Here is a 16,214-nt window from a genome sequence, read left to right on the forward strand (position 1 = left end):
CCGTCTGTCTTTCAGGAACCTCCCATGCCCGGTCCCGGCGATCTCGAACTTTCCCGTCGTGGCGTGCTCGCCGCCGGCGCGGCCTCGGCGGCACTCACCGCCGTGCCGGCCGCCTCGGCGCAGGGCGCGCCCCAGCCCCAGCCGACGATGCTGCCCGTCACGCTGGAGGTGAACGGCCAGCGCCGCGAACTGACGCTCGACACGCGCACCACGCTGCTCGACGCGCTGCGCGAGCATCTCAAGCTCACCGGCAGCAAGAAGGGCTGCGACCATGGCCAGTGCGGTGCCTGCACCGTGCTGGTCAACGGCACCCGCATCAATAGCTGCCTGACGCTGGCGGTGATGCACCAGGGCGACAAGGTGACGACGATCGAGGGGCTGGGCCGGCCCGACGCGCTGCACCCGATGCAGGCGGCGTTCGTGAAACACGACGGTTATCAGTGCGGCTATTGCACGCCAGGGCAGATCTGCTCGGCGGTCGCGGTACTGGACGAAATCCGCAAGGGCGTGCCGAGCCACGCCACGCAGGACATCACCCGCCGCTCCCCGGTCGACGCGACCGAGATGCGCGAGCGGATGAGCGGCAACATCTGCCGCTGCGGTGCCTATTCCAACATCGTCGATGCGATGACCGACGTCGCGGGAGGACGCGCATGAGGGCCTTTACCTACGAACGTGCGACCAGCCCGGCGCAGGCCGCCGCCGCCGTCGCGAAAGCCCCCGGCGCGCGTTTCATCGCCGGCGGCACCAACCTGCTCGATCTGATGAAGCTGGATGTGGAGACGCCGCCCCATCTGGTCGATCTGCGCGATCTGGGACTGAACAAGATCGAACGCACGTCGGACGGCGGCCTGCGCATCGGTGCGCTCGTCACCAACACCGATCTGGCGAGCCACGACCGCGTCCGCCGCGACTATGGCGTGCTGACCCGCGCGATCGTCGCCGGAGCGAGCGGACAGCTCCGCAACAAGGCAACGACGGCGGGCAATCTGCTCCAGCGGACCCGTTGCCCCTATTTCTACGACACCGATCAGGCGTGCAACAAGCGCAAGCCCGGTTCGGGCTGCGCCGCGATCGGCGGCTACAGCCGGCAACTGGGCGTCATCGGCACCAGCCAGCATTGCATCGCCACCTATCCCGGCGACATGGCGGTCGCGATGCGGGCGCTGGGCGCCAAGGTCGAGACGGTCGATGCCGGTGGCGCGACCCGCACCATTTCCTTGGGCGAGTTCCACCGCCTGCCCGGCGACACGCCGCACCTCGACACGGTCCTGAAACCCGGCGAGCTCATCACCGCCGTTACCCTGCCGCGCCCGGTGGCGGGCACGCATGTCTATCACAAGGTCCGCGACCGCGCCTCCTATGCCTATGCGCTCGTCTCGGTCGCGGCGATTATCCGCCGCGACGGCACCGGGCAGGTTGCGATCGGCGGCATCGCCCCGCGCCCGTGGCGGGTCGAGGCGGCAGAGGCCGCGCTGCCGCAGGGTGCCAAGGCCGTAACCGCCCACCTGCTCGCCGACGCCCGCCCGACGAAGGACAATGCGTTCAAACTGCCGCTGGTCGAGCGCACCCTCGCCGCCGTCCTCGCCGAAGTGAAGGAAGCCCGCGCATGAAGTTCGATTCACCCGCAGGCACGAACCCGATCGACCGGATGCAGGTCATCGGCAAGCCGACCGACCGGATCGACGGCAAGTTCAAGACTACCGGCACCGCGCCCTATGCCTATGAACGCCACGATGTCGCCGCCAATCAGGCCTATGGCTATGTCGTCGGCAGCGCGATCGCCAAGGGGCGGATCGGCGGCATCGACATGGCCGACGCGTGCCGCGCGCCCGGCGTGCTGGCGGTCGTCACCGCCGCGAATGCGGGAAAGCTGGGCAAGGGCGACATGAACACCGCCCGCCTGCTTGCCGGGCCGGAAATCGAACATTATCATCAGGCGGTGGCGCTGATCGTCGCCGAGACGTTCGAACAGGCGCGCGCCGCCGCCAAGCTGCTGCGGGTCGATTATGTCCGCTCGCAGGGCCGCTACGATCTCGCCGAAGCACTCAAATCGGCCCCGCTCGAAGGGGCCGGCAGCGGCGCGCCGGTCGACCGCGTCGGCGATTTCGATGGCGCCTATGCCGCCGCTCCGATCAAGCTCGACGCCGAATACACCACGCCCGACCATAGCCATGCGATGATGGAGCCGCACGCCTCGATCGCGGCATGGAACGGTGACGAGCTTACCGTCTGGACATCGAACCAGATGATAAACTGGGGCAAGGGCGACGTCGCCAAGACGCTCGGCATCCCCAAGGAAAAGGTCCGGCTCGATTCGCCCTATATCGGCGGCGGCTTCGGCGGAAAGCTGTTCGTGCGCGCCGATGCGGTGCTGGCGGCGCTGGGCGCGAAGGCGGCGGGGCGGCCGGTCAAGGTCGCGCTGCAACGCCCGCTCATCATCAACAACACCACCCACCGCCCGGCGACGATCCAGCGCATCCGCATGGGCTGCACGCCCGACGGCACGATCACCGCGATCGCGCACGAAAGCGGATCGGGCGACCTGCCCGGCGGCGGCCCCGAAGCGGCGGTCGCGCAGACCAAGCTGCTCTATGCCGGGGCCAACCGGCTGACCGCGATGCGCCTCGCCGTGCTCGACCTGCCCGAAGGCAATGCGATGCGCGCGCCGGGCGAGGCCCCCGGCCTGATGGCGCTCGAAGTCGCGATGGACGAGATGGCCGAGAAGCTGAAACTCGACCCCGTCGAGTTCCGCATCAAAAACGACACGCAGGTCGATCCCGAAAAGCCCGACCGCCCCTATTCGCAACGCCGGCTGATCGAATGCCTGCGCACCGGGGCGCAGCGCTTCGGCTGGAACCGGCGACAGGCGACTCCGGCGTCGGTGCGCGAGGGCCAGTGGTTCATCGGCATGGGCGTAGCCAGCGGCTTTCGCAACAATATGCTGATGAAGTCGGCGGCGCGCGTCCGGTTGGAAACCGATGGCCGGATCACCGTCGAAACCGACATGACCGACATTGGCACCGGCACCTACACCATCATCGCCCAGACCGCGGCGGAAACGATGGGCGTCGGGCTCGACCGGATCAACGTCCGGCTGGGCGACAGCCGCTTTCCCGTCTCGGCCGGATCGGGCGGGCAATGGGGTGCGGCCAATTCGACGGCGGGTGTTTATGCCGCCTGCATGAAGCTGCGCGAACAGATCGCGGCGAAGCTCGGCCTGACCGGCGACGTCGATTTCACCGGCGGACAGGTGACGGGCGGCGGGCGCGCCATGGCGCTGGCCGATGCCGCGCGCGGCGGCGCGATCACCGCCGAGGACGGCATCGACTATGGCGACATCGCCAAGCGCACCGCGCAGGCGACCTTTGCCGGCCATTTCGTCGAGGTCGCGGTCCATGGCTTCACCGGCGAAACCCGCATCCGGCGGATGCTGGCGGTCTGCGACGCCGGCCGCATCCTGAACCCGAAGGCCGCGCGCAGCCAGGTGATCGGCGGCATGGTGATGGGCGCGGGGGCGGCGCTGATGGAGGACCTCGCGGTCGACAAGCGCTTCGGCTTCTTCGTCAACCATGATCTGGCCGGCTATGAAGTCCCGGTCCATGCCGATATTCCGCATCAGGAAGTGGTGTTCCTGGGCGGGGCCGACCCCTATTCCACGCCGATGAAGGCCAAGGGCGTCGGCGAGCTCGGCATCTGCGGCGTCGGCGCGGCGGTGGCCAACGCGATCTACAACGCCTGCGGCGTGCGGATACGCGACTATCCGATCACCCTCGACAAGATGCTCGACAAGCTGCCATCACCCGCCTGATGGAAACCATCTCGACCACGCGCGCCCATGGCGGCACCCAAGGCGTCTACGCCCACGCCTCGACCGCCACCGGCACGACCATGACCTTCTCGGTCTATGTCCCGCCCCTGGCCGATGGGCAGCGCGCGCCGGTGCTGTGGTATCTCTCGGGCCTCACCTGCACCCACGCCAACGTCACCGACAAGGGCGAGTTTCGGGCGGCCTGTGCGCAGCACGGCATCGCCTTCATCGCCCCCGACACCTCGCCGCGCGGCGATGGCGTGCCCGACGATCCGGAGGGTGCGTGGGACTTCGGCCTCGGCGCAGGCTTCTACGTCGATGCGACCGAGGAGCCATGGGCCGCCAACTACCGCATGCGCTCGTACATCGAGGACGAGCTGCCCGCGCTGATCGCCGCCGAATTTCCGTTGCTCGATTGCAGCCGGCAATCGATCATGGGCCATTCGATGGGCGGCCACGGCGCGCTCACCCTCGCCTTGCGCAACCCCGACCGCTTCGCCTCGGTCAGCGCCTTCGCCCCGATCGTCGCCCCGTCGCAGGTGCCGTGGGGCGAAAAGGCATTGGGCGGCTATCTCGGCACCGATCGCAGCGCATGGCGAGGCGCCGACGCGGTCGCGCTGATCGAGGATGGCGCGCGGATCAACGACCTACTGATCGATCAGGGCGACGCTGACCCGTTCCTAGAAGAACAGCTCCGCCCCCAGCTACTGGTCGACGCCTGCGAAAAAGCCGGCATCGACTGCACGCTCAGGATGCAGCCGGGCTACGACCACAGCTATTACTGCATCTCGACGTTCATGCCCGACCACATCGCTTGGCATGCAGAACGGTTGGGGTAGGGCAGTAGATTAATTGAACGGACTGTCAGCAAGCGCTAATTTCTCAACGTTCAGACAAACATGAGGCCAAGCCATCCGACGAGAGCGCAATAGCCCAAATTTTTTAGACTGCTACCGCCAAGCTTGGATTTACAAATGCCGGATAGAAACGTGATAGCGCTAATAAACAGAACTATAAGCGCCAAAGCTCTTGCTGTTAGAACTGCTGGTTCGGCATTAGAACAATTTATCAGTCCACTATAGCTACCTAACAAATAAACCTGTGCCGCAGCTCCGTTGCCGCTTACCGTTAAAATCAAGTGGGCCACCTGAATCAATAAGAGCGGCCCGATTAAAATGACACCAACGATCCATCGTCCAGCCGTCTTTGCGCGCAAATCCGATCTCTCCCGCTAAAACTATAGTGGCAGCCTACGTCCACTTCCCAAAAAATCCAGCCGTTCAGCCGCTGTGCGTGACCGGTTGTCCGCACGATAACAACTCCCACAACTCATCAACCTAGCCAGCCCCCGGCGCATCGATCAGATCCAGCACGTCCCCGATGATTGCCCGCATCGCCCCCCGCGCCGCCACCGGATCGCGCGCGATGATCGCCTCGGCCACCGCCGCATGCTGCTCGATGCTCGCCGACCTCCCGACGATGGTATTGGTGAAACGGATCGAGGTGCGCAGCGCCGTCGCCACCGTCTCGCGGAACTGGGCGTAGAACGGGTTCTTCGCCGCCAGCAGCACCGCGACATGAAACGCGATGTCTGCGTCGAGCGGATCATCGTCCCCCCGCTCCGCCGCGACCATCCGGTCCAGCCCCGCCGCGACCCGCGCATGATCGGCCTCGTCGCCCATCACCGCCGCCAGCGCCGCCGCCTCGGGCTCGATCGCGACGCGCAACTGGTTGAAGTGGCGCAGCAGCTCGACCGAGAACTGCCGGTCGAGCAGCCAGTGCAGCACGTCGGGATCGAACAGGTTCCACGCCGCCGCCGGGCGCACGATCGTCCCCTGCCGCGGCCGGGCGCTGACCAGCCCCTTGGCGGTCAGCATCTTCACCGCCTCGCGCGTTACCGACCGGCTGATGCCGTGCGTCTTGGCGATCTCCGCTTCGGTCGGGAACGGCCGCGCGTCATATTCGCCGGTGACGATCGCGCGCCCGAGCAGGTCGAGCGTCGCCCGCGTCAGATTTCCTCCCGGCATTCCGCTCATCCGCGCCGCCATGCCACTCTCCTCCCGCCGTGTTTCGTTGCTTCGCACTGGACAACCTCCAATCGTCGTATAATTGTCCTGCTCCAAGTCCGCCAGCGTTGCGGAGAGGGGGAGGAACCATGCGCCTGTCGACGATCGATCTGATCGTGGTCATCATCTACGCGATCGGCATCTTCGGTCTTGCGCAGTGGGTGAGCCGCGACAAGGGGGGACATGAAAAGGACAGCTCGGACTATTTCCTTGCGTCCAAATCGCTCCCTTGGTGGGCGATCGGCGCATCGCTGATCGCGGCCAACATCTCGGCCGAACAGATCGTTGGCATGGCGGGATCGGGCTATGCCATCGGCCTTGCCATCGCGTCCTATGAATGGATGGCGGCGCTGACGCTGCTGATCGTCGGCAAATTCTTCCTGCCGATCTTCCTGCGCAACGAAATCTACACGATGCCGCAGTTCCTCGAACAGCGGTACGGCCCGTCGATCCGCACGCTGATGGCGGTGTTCTGGCTGGCGCTCTACGTCTTCGTGAACCTGACCTCGATCATCTGGCTCGGTTCGATCGCCGTCACGCAGGTGGCGGGCGTGGATCAGACCGTGGCGCTGGTCGGCCTCGGCCTGTTCGCGCTGCTCTATCAGTTGAAGGGCGGCCTCAAGGCGGTGGCACTGACCGACATCGTGCAGGTCACGCTGCTGGTATTCGGTGGTCTCACCATCTCCTACCTCACCCTGTCGCAGATCGGTGGCGAGGCCGGCGTGATCGGCGGCTTCCACGAACTGACGCGGCGCGCGCCCGAGAAGTTCGACATGATCCTGTCGGCGGACAATCCGTTCTACAAAGACCTGCCCGGCCTGTCGGTGCTGATCGGCGGCATGTGGATCGCGAACCTCAGCTACTGGGGCTTCAACCAGTATATCATCCAGCGCGCCTTGGCCGCCAAGTCGCTGCCCGAAGCGCAGAAGGGCATCGTCTTCGCCGCCTTCCTCAAACTGCTGATGCCGCTGGTGATCGTGGTGCCGGGTATCGCCGCCGTGGTGCTCGCCCCCGATCTCGCCAAGCCCGACGAAGCATACCCGACGATGATGCGGCTGCTGCCCTCGGGGCTGCTCGGCCTCGTCTTCGCGGCACTCATCGCCGCGATCATCGCGTCGACCGCGTCCAAGATCAATTCGATCGCGACGATCTTCACCCTCGACCTCTATGCCAAGCGCACCAGCGAAAGCGGCGCGATGGACAAGGCGATGGAGCGCAAGCTGGTGCGCGTCGGCCGCATCGCCGCCAGCGTCGCGATCTTCATCGCAATCGTTGCCGCCCGCCCGTTGCTCGGCGGCGCGGATCAGGCGTTCCAGTTCATCCAGGAATTCTCCGGCTTCTTCACGCCGGGCATCACCGTCATCTTCCTGCTGGGACTCTTCTGGAAGCGCGCGACCGAAGCCGGTGCGATCGGCGCGGCGGTGGCGTCGGTGCTGCTGTCGTGGCTGCTGCGCAGCGTCGCGCCGAGCATTCCGTTCATGGACCGGATGGCGCTGGTGTTCTTCCTCAGCCTCGCACTCGCCGTCGTCCTGTCGCTGGCGGTCAAGGGTCGCGGCAACGCCAACCGGATCACGATGGAAGGCGTGCGCTTCCAGACCTCGACCGGCTTCAACGTCGCTGGCGTCGGCGTCATTCTGATCCTCATCGCGCTGTACGCGACATGGTGGTGAGCCCGTTCCTCGCTCTCGACTGGGGCACGACCAACCGTCGCGCCTACCGGATCGAGGACGGGAGGATCACCGCCGTCGCCCGCTCGGCCAAGGGCGTCTCGGCGATGGCCGCCGCCGACTATCCAGCCGAGCTGGCCGCGATCCGTGCCGAGCTGGGCGACCTGCCCGTGCTGATGGCGGGCATGGTCGGCTCGACGATCGGCTGGCAGGTCGCGCCCTATGTCGCGGTTCCGGCAAGCATCGCCGACATCGCCGCGCAGCTCCACCGCATCGACGATCGCACCGCGATCGTCCCCGGCCTGTCGTTCACCAACGGCACCCACGGCGACGTGATGCGCGGCGAGGAAGTGCAGTTGCTCGGTGCCGCCCTCGCCGGACAGGTCCCGGCCGACGCGCTGCTCTGCCAGCCCGGCACCCATTGCAAATGGGTCGAGCTGACCGACAATCGCGTCACCGGCTTCACCACCGCGATGACCGGCGAGCTGTTCGCGTTGCTCAAGGGCGGCGGCGTCCTCGCCCCGCAACTGGCAGCACCGGTGAGCGCGGACGACGCCTTTCGCGACGGTGTGCGCGAAGGGGCCAGACGCGACCTCGCCGCCAGCCTGTTCGGCATCCGCGCCGCGCACGTCCTCGGCCTGCGCCCCGAGCACCAGGCCGCCTCCTACGCCAGCGGCGTCCTGATCGGCAGCGACGTTGCTGCCCGGATCGGCGACGGCCGCGACGTCCACCTCGTCGCCGACGGCGATCTCGCCACCCTCTATGCCACCGCGATCGAGACGCTGGGCGGCCGCGCCATTGTCAGCGGCTGCGAGGATGCCTTTATCGCCGGTATCACCGAAATCCGAAAGTTGTCCGCATGAGCCACCTCGCCACCTTCGACGCCGCCTTCACCCGTTGCCCGCTGGTCGCGATCCTGCGCGGCGTCCAGCCGCACGAGGTAGACGCGATCGGCGACGCGCTGCTCGATGCCGGCTTCACCATCGTCGAAGTACCGCTCAACTCGCCCGAACCGTACGAGAGCATCACCCGCCTGTCGCAACGGCTGGCCGGCTATGCCGTGGTCGGCGCGGGCACCGTGCTGACGCTCGATCAGGTGGCGCAGGTCGAGGCGGCGGGCGGCACGCTCATCATCTCGCCCAACGCCAACCCCGCCGTCATTACGGCGGCAGCGGACCGCGGGCTGGTGGCGATGCCCGGCATCGCGACCCCGACCGAGGCATTCGCCGCGCTCGAAGCCGGTGCCGCCGCGCTGAAACTGTTCCCCGCCGAAGCCGCCAGCCCGGCGGTGATGAAGGCGATGCGCGCCGTCCTGCCACGCGACGTGCGAATGCTGCCAGTCGGCGGCATCGTGCCGTCGGTACTGGCCGACTGGCACAAGGCGGGCGCGGCGGGCTATGGCCTCGGCTCGGCACTCTACGTCCCCGGCATGGACGCCGCGACCGTCGGCGAACGCGCCCGCGCCTTCGTGGCGGCATGGAAGGCGCTGGAGCAGTAAGCAGACTACTCCCCTCCCTGACCAGGGAGGGGAGCAAAGCCGCCTCAAATCTCACTACCCTGTCAGACCCCGAACAACTCGACCTCGCCCACCTCGATCACCGGCGCTTCCCACGGATGCGCGTCGGCCAGCGCCGCCAGCACCGGCCCCAGATCGGCCCCGATCGCGGCATAGCTTTTGACGACCACGCACGGCACCACCTCGGCCTGCCCGACCCGCCCGGTCGTCGGCACTGCGCCTTCGCCCGGCACGAAGCTTTCCAGACCGAACCCCAGTTCGACCACGCCGCGATAGCTGCCGATCGCGCCCAGCACGTCGCTGCCGCGCACCAGCGCCACGATCGCCGCCAGCGCCGGTTCGTCGGCGATCGCCGCGCCGTCGCCTGCCTGCAACCGCGCGAGGCCGACCGCCGATACCGGGCAATGCACCCGCACCACCCGCATCCGGCTCACAGCAGCAGCCAGTCGTTGCGCTTGCGCTTCACCTCGCCGCCGCCCTGCCGCCGCGCCAGTTCGGTCTGCGCGGTATAGCGGACGTCCTCGTCGCGGTCGGTCAGGAACGAATCGAGCGAATCATCGTCGATCTCGGTCCATTCGCGCCCACGATCGGGGCCATAGCGCACGCGCGGCAACAGCCCCGGGATTCGCGACCATTCGATCAACTGCGCGAGCGACGCCTCGTTCAGCATGTCGCGCAGGTGGAATGCGGTGACATAGGCATCGGGAAACGCCCGGTGCGCGGGCAGCCCGCGTTCATGGACCATGCCGTGGGGTTTACGCCAATAGCGCAGCATCTGGTTGGAGAATCCCGGCGAATCGGGCCACAGCCGCAGCGCGCATTTCCACGTACAGATCCAGTCGGCACCATGCGTCAGTTGCGACGTGCAGAATTTCTGTTCGAAATCCGCGCGATGCGCCGCCAGCGCGATGCGCCGCGGATAGGGATCGAGCACGCGGCGCGCAATGTCCTGCCACCACGGCGCATCGGCCACCTCTTCGTCGAGGATATGGTGGACCGCCTGCGTCACCGCCGGGATCGGCCGGCCGGGATTCACGAAATGCTGCCCGCCCTCGCCATGCAGTTCCCAGCGGCCATCCTCGCCCAGCGCAACATCCTGCCAGCCGACCTCGCACACGCCATGCGCGGGCGGGGCCTGCCCCGTGGTTTCGAGGTCGACGACACGAATGATCTGCGGCTGGGCCATGGCGCCCAGATGGCAACTACCGCCGCGAAAAGCCAGCCTGCGCGGCGGATCGGTGCGCCGCCCGCTATCCCCGCGTCACGCCGGACAGCGACAGTTGCCCGTCGATCTGCGCGAGCAACCGCGCCAGCCCCTCGGGCGTGGCGGACTCGGCGCGCGCGGTCAGCACGTCCTGCGTGTTCGACGCGCGCAGCAGCCACCAGCCGTCGGGCGTCGTCACCCGCGCGCCATCGGTGCGGTTCACCGCGACCCCCGCCGCATCCAGCCTGCCCAGCACCTCATCGATCACCGCGAACTTGCGCGCCTCGTCGACCTGAAAGCGGAGGTCGGGGGTATCGACCATCACCGGCATCGCCCCGCGCAACTCGGTCAGCGAACGGCCCGACAGATGGATCGCGCGGATCAGCCGCACCGCGGCATAGAGCGCATCGTCGAACCCGTAATAGTCCTGACCGAAGAAGAGATGCCCCGACATCTCGCCCGACAAGGGCGAGTTCGTCTCCTGCATCCGGCGCTTGATATGGCTGTGGCCGGTCTTCCACATGCAGGGGGTCCCGCCCAGCTCGGCGATACGGTCGAACAGCCCCTGCCCCGCCTTCACATCGGCGATGATCGTGGCACCGGGCAGTTCCTTCAGCAGCGGTTCGGCGAGGATCGCGAGCAACTGGTCGGCCCACACCACCCGACCCCCGCCGTCGACCGCGCCGATCCGGTCGCCGTCGCCATCGAACGCCAGTCCGAAATCGAGCCGCTTGTCGGCGACAAGCCGCCGGAGATCGGCGAGGTTCGCTTCTTCGGAAGGATCGGGATGATGGTTGGGAAAATTGCCGTCCGCATCGGTGAACAACAGATGATGCTCACCCGGCAGGAGCTTCACCAGCTTCTCGATCACCGGGCCGGCGGCACCATTGCCCGCGTCCCAGCCGATGCGGTAGCTGCCCCCGGCATAGCCGGCCATCAGCCGGCCGACATAGTCGTCCTCGACGACATGGTCCGAAACGGCGCCGTCGCCCACCTCCCAGTCGCCTGCCGCCGCCATCCGGCCCAGCGTCTGGATGTCCTCGCCAAAGAACGGGCGATGCTGCGCCACCATCTTGAAACCGTTGTGGTCGGCGGGATTGTGGCTGCCGGTTATCTGGATGCCGCCATCCACCTCCAGCACTGCCTCGGCATAATATAGCATCGGCGTCGGTCCCAGCCCGACGCGCACCACATCGACCCCGCTCGCGGTCAGCCCCGCGACCAGCGCCACCTCAAGATCGGGCGAGGAAAGCCGCCCGTCACGCCCCACCACGACGCGCGTACCCCCGGTACGCCGGACGATCGTCGCGAAACTCCGCCCCAGCGCATGGGCATCCGCCGTGCCCAGCGTCTTTCCCACGACTCCGCGAATGTCATACTCGCGCAGCGACGTCGGGTGGAAGTGGTGGCGCATGCTGGTTTCCCCGGCAGTGGCGGCTCATCGACGAGCCATGAGAAGAAAGTCTGGTTCTCGCGGAGGCGCGGAGGAAGGAAGAAGATTTTTCGCGCAGAGGCGCAGAGGCGCAGAGAGATTGCAGGCGTGACGGCTGTACCGATCCGGCGAAGCCTCTCGCTGGCTGGCACCGAAATGGAGAGCCGCTATCGCGGCAGATACAACGCCTCTGCGCCTCTGCGCCTCTGCGCGAAAAACCCTTCTACTTCTTCCTCCGCGTCTCCGCGCCTTCGCGTGAACCCACCTTCTTCCGACCCGACCTAATGCCGCAACCGCCCCAGCAGCACATCGCGCGCCGCATTGATCCGCCGCGCCAGATCGGCCGATCCGCCACGATCGGGATGGACCACCTGCATCAACCGCCGGTGCGCCGCGCGGATGTCGGCGACGCTCGCGTCCTTGCCCAGCCCAAGGATCGCCCGCGCCTCCGCCTCGCCGCCGACCTTTTTGGGCTTGGCGCGCAGCCACAGCCAGAAGGCGAGGATCGCCGCGACGATCAGGACCAGTTTCAGCATGGGCGGTTCAGGCGGCCGCCGGAGCCGAGGCGGTGGTCTCGGGCAGTTGCAGCCCGCCCATCATCTCGCGCAGTTCCTGCCGCGCCGCGACATGCGCCAGCCCCATCTCGCCGAACTCGCCGCGATCGAGCATGGTGAGGCCCGACGGGAACAGCTCGCGATAGACCACCCGTTCGGACAGTCCCGGCACGGTGCGGAACCCGACCCGCTTCGACAACTGGGTGATCGCCTCCGACACGCGGCGCATGTTGCGCGCCTCGATATGCTGCAAGCGGTTGCGCAGCACGATCCAGTCGATCGTCGATCCGTCGGCGCGCGCGCGGTGCTTGCGCGTCTCCCAGATCAGTTCGGAATAGAAGCTCGGCCGCGTGACCTTGAACGTGTCGGGGTCGACATGGCCGATCAGGTCGAAATCGACGAAGCTGTCGTTCATCGGCGTGACCAGCGTATCGGCGTTGGTGACGGCGATCCGCGCGAAGCGGTCGTCGCGCCCCGGCGTGTCGATCACCAGGAAATCGGCATGTTCGGTCAACCGTCCCAGCGCGTCGTTGAACCTGTCGAGACTCTCGCCGTCATGCGTCTCGTACACCGGCATCGGCAGGTTGCGGCCGGTGCGCTTCATCGTGTCGCGCCGATTGTCGAGATAGCGCCCCAGCGTGCGCTGGCGATGGTCGAGGTCAAAACACGCGACCCGCGCCCCGCGCGCCGCCAGCGCGATCGCGACATGGACCGCCGTCGTCGACTTGCCGGTGCCGCCCTTCTCGTTGGCGAACACGATGACGTGCAACCGATCCGTGCCCTCGTCCAACTTTACGCCCATCCTTGTTGAAACCCGGCGACTTGCCCCATAGAAGCCGCTCCCCCGTCCATATCGAAGGGCCATCGGCCGTGCAAATTATCCGTCGGTTGGAGGCGCTTCGCCAAGCCCTCGATCTGTATGCCCATGCCGGCGAGGGCGTCGCGTTGGTCCCCACCATGGGCGCGCTCCACGCCGGGCACATGGCGCTGGTCGATGCCGCGCGCCGCCGCGCGCCCCGCACCGTCGTCTCGATCTTCGTGAACCCCAAACAGTTCGGCCCGGGCGAGGACCTCGCTCGTTATCCACGGCGCGAGGCGGCCGACGCGCAGATGCTGGCTGACCACGGCGTCGACATCCTGTGGGCGCCCGAGGTGGACGAGATGTACCCGGCCGGGTTCGCCACTACCGTTTCGGTATCGGGGGTGAGCGAGGTATTGGACGGCGCGCACCGCCTCGGCCATTTCGACGGGGTCGCCACCGTCGTCGCCCGGCTGTTCGGGCAGGTGCGCCCGGTCGCCGCCTTCTTCGGCGAAAAGGATTTCCAACAACTGGCGGTGGTCCGCCGCATGGTCGCCGACCTGAGCCTGCCCGTCGAGATCGTCGGCGTGCCGACCCAGCGCGAGGACGACGGCCTCGCCCTGTCCTCGCGCAACATCTACCTCGACGAAGCCGAACGCACCCGCGCCGTGGCACTCCCCCGCGCGCTGGGCGTCGCCGAACGCGCGCTCTCGCGCGGCGACGATCCCGCCAGCGCGGTGGCCGGCGCGCTCGCCGCGCTCACCCGCGCGGGCTTCGATCCCGACTACGTCGCGCTGGTCGACGCCGAAACCTTGCGCGATCCGGTGCGCGGCCGCCCCGCCCGGCTGCTGGCGGCGGCGCGGCTCGGCACCACCCGCCTGATCGACAATATCGCGGTGGATTTCGACTGAAGGGGAATGACTATCCCGCCATCGTCATCCCGGCGCAGGCCGGAATCCACGGATACAGGCCATCCGCGACAAGCCGATACCGCCCGTCACCATGGATTCCGGCCTGCGCCGGAATGACGAAGTAACCATCGAAGCCCCCCGCCCATCCCCCCATTCCAAAAGCGGGACGCCCACGGCGTACCCACCCCCTTGGCCCGGCCGTCCCCCACCGCCTACACCGCAGCCCCATGATCCCCGACGAAGCAGACATTGTGGTCATCGGCGCGGGATCGGGCGGATCGGCCGTCGCCGGTCGCTTAAGCGAGCGCACCGACCTCACCGTCGCGCTGCTCGAAGCGGGGGGCCGCAACGACGACTGGCGCACGCGGATGCCATCGATGGTCGCGGCCCCGCCGCGCGCCGCGCGCTATTCGTGGCGCAGCGTGCCACAGCCCGGACTGAACGGCCGCCGCAGCTATCAGCCGCGGGGCAAGGGCCTCGGCGGATCGTCGGCGGTCAGCGCCATGCTCTATGTCCGCGGCCACGCCGGCGATTACGACGGCTGGGCCGCGCTCGGCTGCCCCGGCTGGAGCCATGACGATGTCCTGCCATGGTTCCGGGCGAGCGAAGCCAACACGCGCGGGAGCGACGCATGGCACGGCGACGCCGGCCCGCTGCCGGTCGCCGACCAGCGCGATCCCGACCCCGACACCGCCGCCTTCCTCGCCGCCGCCGCGCAGGCCGGCCTCCCCGCCAACCCCGATTTCAACGGCCGGCACCAGGACGGCGCCGGTCTGTATCAGGTGACGCAGGCGCGCGGCGAGCGCTGGTCCGCCGCCCGCGCGTATCTGACGCCGCGCGCCAACCTGTCGATCGGCACCGATGCGCTGGTCGAACGCATCCTGTTCGAAGACGGTCGCGCATGGGGTGTCGCCTATCGCCACGGCGGGCGGCGGCGGATCCTGCGCGCGCGCGGCGGGGTGGTGCTGGCCGGCGGGGCCTTCGCCACGCCGCAACTGCTGATGCTCTCCGGGCTGGGGCCGGCGCGGCACCTCGCCGATCATGGCATCCCGTTGCTGCGCGACCGGCCCGCGATCGGCAGCGATCTTCAGGACCATCTCGACTACAGCGCCTGCTTCACCACCGCCGCGCCGCATTTCCGCCGGGGCACCCCGCCCGGCCGGATCGCCGCCGCCCATGCGCTGCTGCGCTGGGCGACCACCGGGCGCGGTCCGGGCACCACCCCCTATGCCGAGGCCGGCGCATTCCTGCGCACCGCCCCCGGCGCGGCCGTCCCCGACATTCAGCTCCATTTCGTCGTCGCGCCCATTGAGGATCACGGCCGTACCCGGATCGCTTCGCACGGCTTCGCCTGTCGCGCCTGCCTGCTGCGTCCCGACAGTCGCGGCACGGTGCGGCTGGCGACGCGCGACGCGGCGGCGATGCCGCTGATCGATCCCGCCTATCTCTCCGCCCCGGCCGATCTTCCCCGGCTGATGGCCGGCGTCCGCGCGATGTACCGCATCCTCCATGCCCCGGCGCTGGCCGCGCTGGGCGGGCAGGATCGCTGGCCGTTCGACGATGCCACGACGCTCGAAGCGCTGGTCCGCGCCCGCGCCGACACCCTTTATCACCCGGTCGGGACCGCCCGCATGGGAAGCGACGCCGCCGCCGTCTGCGATCCGCAGCTTGCGGTGCGCGGCGTCGAGCGGCTGTGGATCGCCGACGCCTCGGTCATGCCGCGCATCATCGGCGGCAACACCAACGCCGCGACGATCATGATCGGCGAACGCGCCGCCGACTGGATCGCACGCGCGCTGCGGTAAGGATTGATCCGCCAACGCGGATTTGCGGCCCTCTCCCCCGAAAAGGGGAGAGGGATACCGCAGCTTGCCAGCTTGCTGGCTAGCGCAGGTTGGGAGAGGGGTTCGGCGAGCCAAAGGCTCGCGCGCTCGTTGCACGAGCGCACACCCCTCTCCCAGCTTCGACTAAGCGTTTGCTGCGCAAACACCAAGTCTACGCATCCCTCTCCCCTTGCAGGAGAGAGGGAAGGAAAAGCGCTGCCAGATACAGACCCCGCCTAGAACGTCACCCATTCCGGCCCGCCGGGCGACACCACATCCTCGACCTTGTCGCCGATCTTCGTCACCGCCAGCAACAGCGCGATCACGACGATCAGGTCGATGACGATCACCGCCCCCCACACGAAGGCGGGATGGAACGGGCCGATCCGGTCGAACCCGTCGCGCGTCACGCCCGCCGCATCCCTCATCTG

The 16,214-nt window shown here is 67.9% G+C and carries 16 protein-coding genes; 9 read left to right on the forward strand and 7 right to left on the reverse strand.

The window, feature by feature from the left end:
- Positions 1-24: 24 nt before the first annotated feature.
- From paoA to fghA, 4 genes are read left to right on the forward strand one after another with little or no spacing between them, the layout of a single operon-like run.
- Complete coding sequence (paoA, locus tag ASG37_RS12825; RefSeq protein ID WP_055760835.1) at positions 25-657, forward strand: aldehyde dehydrogenase iron-sulfur subunit PaoA; 633 nt, start codon at positions 25-27, stop codon at positions 655-657.
- Positions 654-1,613 carry an FAD binding domain-containing protein gene (locus ASG37_RS12830; RefSeq protein WP_055760837.1) on the forward strand — a complete coding sequence of 320 codons (960 nt, stop codon included), beginning with the start codon at positions 654-656 and terminating at the stop codon, positions 1,611-1,613. The genes paoA and ASG37_RS12830 overlap by 4 nt, the downstream gene beginning before the upstream one ends.
- Positions 1,610-3,811, forward strand: coding sequence for an aldehyde oxidoreductase molybdenum-binding subunit PaoC (paoC, locus tag ASG37_RS12835; RefSeq protein WP_055760842.1), 2,202 nt, complete (start codon positions 1,610-1,612; stop codon positions 3,809-3,811). The genes ASG37_RS12830 and paoC overlap by 4 nt, the downstream gene beginning before the upstream one ends.
- On the forward strand, positions 3,811-4,650 hold the full coding sequence (gene fghA, locus ASG37_RS12840; RefSeq protein ID WP_055760845.1) for an S-formylglutathione hydrolase: 840 nt from the start codon (positions 3,811-3,813) through the stop codon (positions 4,648-4,650). The genes paoC and fghA overlap by 1 nt, the downstream gene beginning before the upstream one ends.
- Before the next feature lie 498 nt (positions 4,651-5,148).
- Here the strand turns inward: fghA and ASG37_RS12845 are convergent, their stop codons facing one another.
- A complete protein-coding gene (locus tag ASG37_RS12845; RefSeq protein WP_055760848.1) occupies positions 5,149-5,859 on the reverse strand; it encodes a FadR/GntR family transcriptional regulator in 711 nt (236 codons plus the stop codon).
- Between the two features lie 107 nt (positions 5,860-5,966).
- On the opposite strand from ASG37_RS12845, the gene ASG37_RS12850 reads away from it, so the two are divergent.
- From ASG37_RS12850 to ASG37_RS12860, 3 genes are read left to right on the forward strand one after another with little or no spacing between them, the layout of a single operon-like run.
- Positions 5,967-7,547, forward strand: a complete 1,581-nt coding sequence (locus ASG37_RS12850) for a sodium/sugar symporter (protein ID WP_055760851.1) — start codon at positions 5,967-5,969, stop codon at positions 7,545-7,547.
- A complete protein-coding gene (locus ASG37_RS12855) occupies positions 7,538-8,407 on the forward strand; it encodes a 2-dehydro-3-deoxygalactonokinase (RefSeq protein ID WP_055760854.1) in 870 nt (289 codons plus the stop codon). The genes ASG37_RS12850 and ASG37_RS12855 overlap by 10 nt, the downstream gene beginning before the upstream one ends.
- Positions 8,404-9,042 (forward strand): 2-dehydro-3-deoxy-6-phosphogalactonate aldolase, encoded by a 639-nt coding sequence (locus tag ASG37_RS12860; protein ID WP_055760857.1) that lies wholly within the window; start codon positions 8,404-8,406, stop codon positions 9,040-9,042. Before ASG37_RS12855 ends, ASG37_RS12860 begins: the two co-directional genes overlap by 4 nt.
- A 62-nt stretch (positions 9,043-9,104) precedes the next feature.
- Here the strand turns inward: ASG37_RS12860 and ASG37_RS12865 are convergent, their stop codons facing one another.
- From ASG37_RS12865 to ASG37_RS12885, 5 genes are all read right to left on the reverse strand, one after another.
- A complete protein-coding gene (locus ASG37_RS12865) occupies positions 9,105-9,485 on the reverse strand; it encodes a hypothetical protein (protein WP_055760860.1) in 381 nt (126 codons plus the stop codon).
- 5 nt (positions 9,486-9,490) lie between these two features.
- Positions 9,491-10,246, reverse strand: coding sequence for an exonuclease domain-containing protein (locus ASG37_RS12870; protein ID WP_055760862.1), 756 nt, complete (start codon positions 10,244-10,246; stop codon positions 9,491-9,493).
- 64 nt (positions 10,247-10,310) lie between these two features.
- Positions 10,311-11,678, reverse strand: a complete 1,368-nt coding sequence (pgmG, locus tag ASG37_RS12875) for a phosphoglucomutase/phosphomannomutase PgmG (RefSeq protein WP_055760864.1) — start codon at positions 11,676-11,678, stop codon at positions 10,311-10,313.
- Positions 11,679-11,977: 299 nt separating this feature from the next.
- Positions 11,978-12,232, reverse strand: a complete 255-nt coding sequence (locus ASG37_RS12880; protein ID WP_055760867.1) for a J domain-containing protein — start codon at positions 12,230-12,232, stop codon at positions 11,978-11,980.
- Positions 12,233-12,239: 7 nt separating this feature from the next.
- On the reverse strand, positions 12,240-13,040 hold the full coding sequence (locus ASG37_RS12885) for a division plane positioning ATPase MipZ (protein WP_230769326.1): 801 nt from the start codon (positions 13,038-13,040) through the stop codon (positions 12,240-12,242).
- 80 nt (positions 13,041-13,120) lie between these two features.
- Here ASG37_RS12885 and panC point away from each other — a divergent pair, with 80 nt between their 5' ends.
- Entirely contained in the window at positions 13,121-13,960 is an 840-nt protein-coding gene (gene panC / locus ASG37_RS12890) for a pantoate--beta-alanine ligase (RefSeq protein ID WP_055760872.1), read from the forward strand.
- Positions 13,961-14,187: 227 nt separating this feature from the next.
- On the forward strand, positions 14,188-15,765 hold the full coding sequence (locus ASG37_RS12895; RefSeq protein ID WP_055760875.1) for a GMC family oxidoreductase: 1,578 nt from the start codon (positions 14,188-14,190) through the stop codon (positions 15,763-15,765).
- Positions 15,766-16,019: 254 nt separating this feature from the next.
- Here ASG37_RS12895 and ASG37_RS17710 read toward each other — a convergent pair whose 3' ends face one another.
- Positions 16,020-16,211, reverse strand: coding sequence for a hypothetical protein (locus ASG37_RS17710; protein WP_156349197.1), 192 nt, complete (start codon positions 16,209-16,211; stop codon positions 16,020-16,022).
- Between the last annotated feature and the right edge of the window lie 3 nt (positions 16,212-16,214).

The sequence above is a fragment of the Sphingomonas sp. Leaf407 genome, from assembly GCF_001425385.1.
Classification (GTDB): Bacteria; Pseudomonadota; Alphaproteobacteria; order Sphingomonadales; family Sphingomonadaceae; genus Sphingomonas.